Raw genomic sequence first — 4823 nt, forward strand, 5'->3', positions numbered from 1 at the left:
GTGCGCTTGGCGTCGGCCATCCTTGGCCGCCGACATTTTTGGGAGGCAGCCCCACAAACCTCGCAAACCCGACGGGAATCCGCCAAAAGCTCCTGAGTTGGATGGGTATTTTTCAGCGATATCGAAGGGGTTTGATAAGCGGTTGTGGGTGGCCTTTTCAGGACTGTCTGTGGCCATGGATGGCCACAGTCAAGCGCACATGGATGTGCTCGTAGCGTGTCCTGAAAAGGCCAGCCACAACCGCGCTAACTCCCAAACCCGCAGGCTACCAAAAGAAACCCAACTCCAAACTAAACGTCCCGCCGCAAATCCGAAGGAATCGGGAACTCCGGCATACCGGGCTTGGGCCCGCGCCCCTTGCGGAACTGTCGGAGCTGGAACACATAGGCGAGCACCTGGGCAATGGCCATGTACAGGCCATCGGGAATCTCCTCGCCGATGTCGGTGTTGTGGTACACCGCCCGAGTCAGCGGCGGCGTTCTCAGGATCTCGACTTTGTTCTCACGGGCAATTTCCATGATTTTGAAGGCCACCTCATCGGCGCCCTTGGCCACCACTATCGGCGCGGCCATCGCCTTCTGATCGTATTTCAGGGCAACGGCGTAATGGGTCGGGTTAGTGATCACCACATCTGCCGTAGGCACGTCCTGCATCATGCGGCGCTGGGCCATTTCACGCTGGAGTTGGCGGATCTTGCCTTTGACCTCGGGTTTGCCCTCGGTGTCCTTGTATTCGTCTTTCACCTCCTGCTTGGTCATGCGCAGTTTTTTCTGGTGATCGTAGATCTGGAAGGGTACGTCGATCGCCGCGATGATGATGGTGGCGCAGGAAAGCAGGAAAAAGCTCCAGGCGATGGTCCAGAGTACATGTTCCATGGCCGGCACCACCGGCTCCTCGGCAATGGCCAACAAGTCTTCCGTGCGCAGATCGAGGATCAGAATGGCCAAGGCCATTACCAGACCGACCTTGGCAATGGCCTTTACCAGCTCGATAAGGGAGCGCATTGAGAACATGCGCCCGAGGCCCTTGATGGGGTCCATGCGATTGAGTTTCGGGGCCACGGCTTTGCCGCTGATCAGCAGGCCGCCGATGCCGATGGAGCCGAAGATAGCGGCGATCAGCAGTAATACCAGAATGGGAGAGAGAGCCCAGGCCGCTTCCTTGGAGGATTCAATGAGCTGCACGCTCATGTGGCGCATGTCGAAGATGGCGGAGCGTTCGATAACGAAGCTATCTCGCATGATCGCCTCCAACGAGGCTCCCAGGCTGGCGCCGAACATCAGCATGCCGCCGGCGCCTGCCAGGAGGACGGCCATGGTGGCCAGCTCTTTTGAGCGCGCAGTCTGGCCCTCCTCCTTGGCCTTTTCGAGCCTTCGGGGGGTGGCCTCTTCCGTTTTTTCCTGACTGTTGTCGTCTTCTTCGGCCATAAATCTCTACGGCTGCCCCTGCAATCCCCGCATGAAATCAAAGGTTTCCCGGGCGTACTGATCGAAGTGCGGCAGAAAATTGGCGTGCAGCACCCATATGGCAAACAATCCAAAAATCAGGCCAATCGGGAAACCCAACGCGAAGATGTTCATCTGGGGAGCGGCGCGCGTCATGACACCAAAGGAGATGTTGACGATCAGCACGGCGGTAACCGCCGGCAACGCCAGGAGCATGGCGGAGGCGAACATCCAGCTGATCCGGTGGGCCAGTTCCCAGACTCCGGTCTGGCCTAGGCCTTCCATCCCAATAGGTAGGGTCCGGAAGCTTTCTATAAACACTTCAAAGGCAACCAGGTGGCCGTTCATGGCCAGGAACAACAGGGTGATGGTGATGGTGTAAATCTGGGACAGTACGGGCACGTTCACACCGTTGGCCGGATCGACCATTGAGGCAAAGCCCAGCCCCATCTGCATGGCGATCATCTGGCCGGCAATCACGAACAACTGCCAGAGTGCGGTCAGCGCAAAGCCCATGCCGACGCCGATGAGTATCTGCTGCAGGGTAATGACCACGGCATCGGCGCTCAGGGCTTCCACCTGAGGAACGGGCGGTATCATGGGCGCGATGAGTATGGTCATCAGCAAGGCCAGCCCGAGACGGATCCGGGCCGGCACCAGCTGGGCACCGAAAATGGGGATCACCATCAGGAAGCTGGCCAGGCGGAACAGCGGCCAGAGGTGCTGGCCGACCCATTGGCCGATCACATCCGCGCTGATCTCCGCCGGTATCATCCGTCAGCCAATCAGGTAGGGTATGTTGCCGAACAACCGGTTGGCATGATCCAGCAACTGCGTGAGCATCCAGGGGCCCCAGACGATGATGACAATCAACGTAACCAGCAGGCGCGGCAGGAAGCTCAGGGTCTGTTCGTTAATCTGGGTGGCAGCCTGGAAGGTACTGACCACAAGACCAATCACCAGCCCCGGGCCGATGATGATCGAGGCAAGAAGCACGATCATCCACAGGGCTTCGCGCAGAATGTCGATAACGGTTTCCGGAGTCATGATGCCTCCTATATTCCGTAACTGGCGGCGAGTGTGCCCATGATCAGGGCCCAGCCATCCACCAGAACAAAGAGCATGATCTTGAACGGCAGGGAAATGATGATCGGCGACAGCATCAGCATACCCATGGCCATGAGAACACTGGCCACCACCATATCGATAATCAGGAACGGGATGAACAGGATAAACCCGATCTGGAACGCGGTTTTGAGCTCACTGGTTACGAATGCCGGCATCAGTATCCAGAAGGACACGTCCTGCGGTGTATCGTACTGTGTGTCGGAGATCCGCATGAACAGGGCCAGATCGCTCTCACGGGTCTGTTCCAGCATGAATTTCCGGAACGGTTGGCTTGCCAGCTCGACCGCCTCCAGGGAGGTTACTTCCTCCTGCATGTAGGGTTGCAGCGCCACCCGGTTGGCCTCTTCCAGCACCGGTTTCATGATGAAGATGCTGAGAAACAGGGCCAGGCCGAGAAGAATCTGGTTCGACGGTGTGGATTGCAGGCCAATTGCCTGGCGCAGGATCGCAAACACAACGATGATGCGGGTAAAAGACGTCATCATCATGAGCATGGCCGGCAGGAACGTCAGCGCTGTCATCAGCGCCAGGATCTGCAGGGTTACCGAGTATTCCTGGGCGCCCTCGCCTTCTCCGGGCGTCACTGTGAAAGCCGGTATACCAGGGATGCCGGAAGGCTCCTGAGCCAGCGCCAGTGGCGCCCAGACAAAGCCCGCCAAGACAATCAGGGATGGAAGCAGTCGCTTGATGGTTGCCGCAAGCATGGGGCTAGTCGTTCCTTGTCGGGGAAGTCCAGGATTTGCCGATCATGCCCTGCAGACGCCGGGCAAAATCACTGGAGCCGGCGCTGCCAGCCTCGACAACCGGCTCGTCAAACACATGCAGGGTCCGGATCGCCGATGGGGTAATACCCAACAGGATCTGCTGGCCGCCCACCTCAATCAGCGCGATACGCTCGCGAGCACCAATGGCCATCACCGACACCACCTTGATGGCGTTGTTGTTCATGCCGGTCATGCCGTTCATCCGGCGGATGATCCAGGCGCAGCCATAGATCACGGCAACCACGGCCACCAGACCCAGCCCCAGGCTGAGAATGGTTCCGAGGGTATCCGGGGCTCGCACCGGCGAATCAGGCGCAGCAGTCTTTGCCGTTTCCTGGGCAACAACCGGATTGATCACAAGCAGCGCCAGTGCCGCAGTCACTCTGGACCACATGTTACTTCTGCAACCGCTTGATACGTTCGCCCGGGCTGATCACATCGGTGAGACGGATGCCGAACTTTTCATTCACCATGACCACCTCGCCATGGGCGATCAGGGTACCGTTTACCAGCACGTCCAGCGGCTCGCCCGCCAGCCGGTCAAGCTCGATAACCGAGCCCTGGTTGAGCTGCAGCAGGTTCCTTATCGGAATCTCAGTGTTGCCCACTTCCATGGAAATGGTGACCGGAATATCGAGAATAACGTCGATATCCGGAGCCGGGCCTCCCCCTTTCGTGGGTTCGCTTCCGGTTTCAAACTCCTCCATGGGGGCAGCCTGAACATCATCCTCGGCCTCGCCGGCCTCAGCCATCGCAGCGGCCCACTCGTCCTCGCGTTCGCCCTCATCCCCGGACTCTTCCATGGCGGCTTCCCACTCGGCAGCCAGCTTTTCGTCTTCGCTGAGCTCCTGCTCGTCTTTCTTGTCGTCGTCAGCCATTGCGTCCCACCTTCAATTGTTTCTTTACCTTGGGCCTTGATGCCCGCTCATGAATCCGCAGTGCCAGTTTCCCGTCACGGGTCCCCAGAGTTGCCTTGTAAACGGGGATGCCGTTGGCGGTGACCGTCAAATGCTCGGGCACCTCCACCGGGATAATGTCACCGGCTTTCATCTTGGCGATGTCCCGCAACGAGATCCGACGGCGACAGACCGTCGTGTTGATCGGAACGTTGACCTCTTTGATGTCTTCCTGGAGCGCGTTCACCCAGCGCTCATCAACATCGTCAATATCACTCTGAACCCCGGCATCGAGCACGTCGCGGATGGGCTCGATCATGGAATAGGGCAAGGCAAAATGCAGCTCACCGCCGCCGCCGTCGAGTTCAATGTGGAAGGTGCTGACCACAACCACCTCACTGGGGCTGACGATGTTGGCCATGGCCGGGTTCACTTCTGAGCTCAGGTACTCGAAATCCACCTTGAGGACCGCGTGCCAGGCTTCCTTCATATCGTGGAACACCTGATCCAGAACCATCTGCACGATGCGGGTCTCGGTCGGGGTGAACTCGCGACCCTCGATCTTGGCGTGCCGCCCCTCCCCGCCAAAG

At 58.8% G+C, this 4823-nt stretch carries 7 protein-coding genes; all 7 read right to left on the reverse strand.

The features are described 5' to 3' along the window. Window positions 1–290: 290 nt before the first annotated feature. Complete coding sequence (flhB, locus tag B2W52_RS08765; RefSeq protein ID WP_062782263.1) at window positions 291–1427, reverse strand: flagellar biosynthesis protein FlhB; 1137 nt, start codon at window positions 1425–1427, stop codon at window positions 291–293. Window positions 1428–1433: 6 nt separating this feature from the next. Continuing rightward, the gene (fliR, locus tag B2W52_RS08770; RefSeq protein WP_008173076.1) at window positions 1434–2219 is read right to left on the reverse strand and encodes a flagellar biosynthetic protein FliR; all 786 of its coding nucleotides are present in this window, start codon (window positions 2217–2219) and stop codon (window positions 1434–1436) included. A 3-nt stretch (window positions 2220–2222) separates the two neighbouring features. Further along, window positions 2223–2492 (reverse strand): flagellar biosynthesis protein FliQ, encoded by a 270-nt coding sequence (fliQ, locus tag B2W52_RS08775; protein WP_008173075.1) that lies wholly within the window; start codon window positions 2490–2492, stop codon window positions 2223–2225. Window positions 2493–2500: 8 nt separating this feature from the next. Continuing rightward, a complete protein-coding gene (fliP, locus tag B2W52_RS08780; protein WP_008173074.1) occupies window positions 2501–3277 on the reverse strand; it encodes a flagellar type III secretion system pore protein FliP in 777 nt (258 codons plus the stop codon). A gap of 4 nt (window positions 3278–3281) precedes the next feature. Further along, complete coding sequence (fliO, locus tag B2W52_RS08785) at window positions 3282–3731, reverse strand: flagellar biosynthetic protein FliO (RefSeq protein ID WP_273018029.1); 450 nt, start codon at window positions 3729–3731, stop codon at window positions 3282–3284. Between the two features lies 1 nt (window position 3732). Continuing rightward, the gene (gene fliN, locus B2W52_RS08790; RefSeq protein WP_053112483.1) at window positions 3733–4215 is read right to left on the reverse strand and encodes a flagellar motor switch protein FliN; all 483 of its coding nucleotides are present in this window, start codon (window positions 4213–4215) and stop codon (window positions 3733–3735) included. After that, window positions 4208–4823 (reverse strand): FliM/FliN family flagellar motor switch protein (locus B2W52_RS08795; protein ID WP_286802523.1); only part of this gene is annotated, 616 nt, incomplete at its 5' end. The genes B2W52_RS08795 and fliN, both read right to left, overlap by 8 nt.

Source organism: Marinobacter sp. UBA2498, assembly GCF_002341575.1.
Lineage (GTDB): Bacteria > Pseudomonadota > Gammaproteobacteria > Pseudomonadales > Oleiphilaceae > Marinobacter > Marinobacter manganoxydans.

Excerpts from the sequence above, each read along its gene's own strand:
- flhB (WP_062782263.1), bottom strand. The coding sequence starts at position 1,427 with ATGGCCGAAGAAGACGACAACAGTCAGGAAAAAACGGAAGAGGCCACC.
- fliR (WP_008173076.1), bottom strand. The coding sequence starts at position 2,219 with ATGATACCGGCGGAGATCAGCGCGGATGTGATCGGCCAATGGGTCGGC.
- fliQ (WP_008173075.1), bottom strand. The coding sequence starts at position 2,492 with ATGACTCCGGAAACCGTTATCGACATTCTGCGCGAAGCCCTGTGGATG.
- fliP (WP_008173074.1), bottom strand. The coding sequence starts at position 3,277 with ATGCTTGCGGCAACCATCAAGCGACTGCTTCCATCCCTGATTGTCTTG.
- fliO (WP_273018029.1), bottom strand. The coding sequence starts at position 3,731 with ATGTGGTCCAGAGTGACTGCGGCACTGGCGCTGCTTGTGATCAATCCG.
- fliN (WP_053112483.1), bottom strand. The coding sequence starts at position 4,215 with ATGGCTGACGACGACAAGAAAGACGAGCAGGAGCTCAGCGAAGACGAA.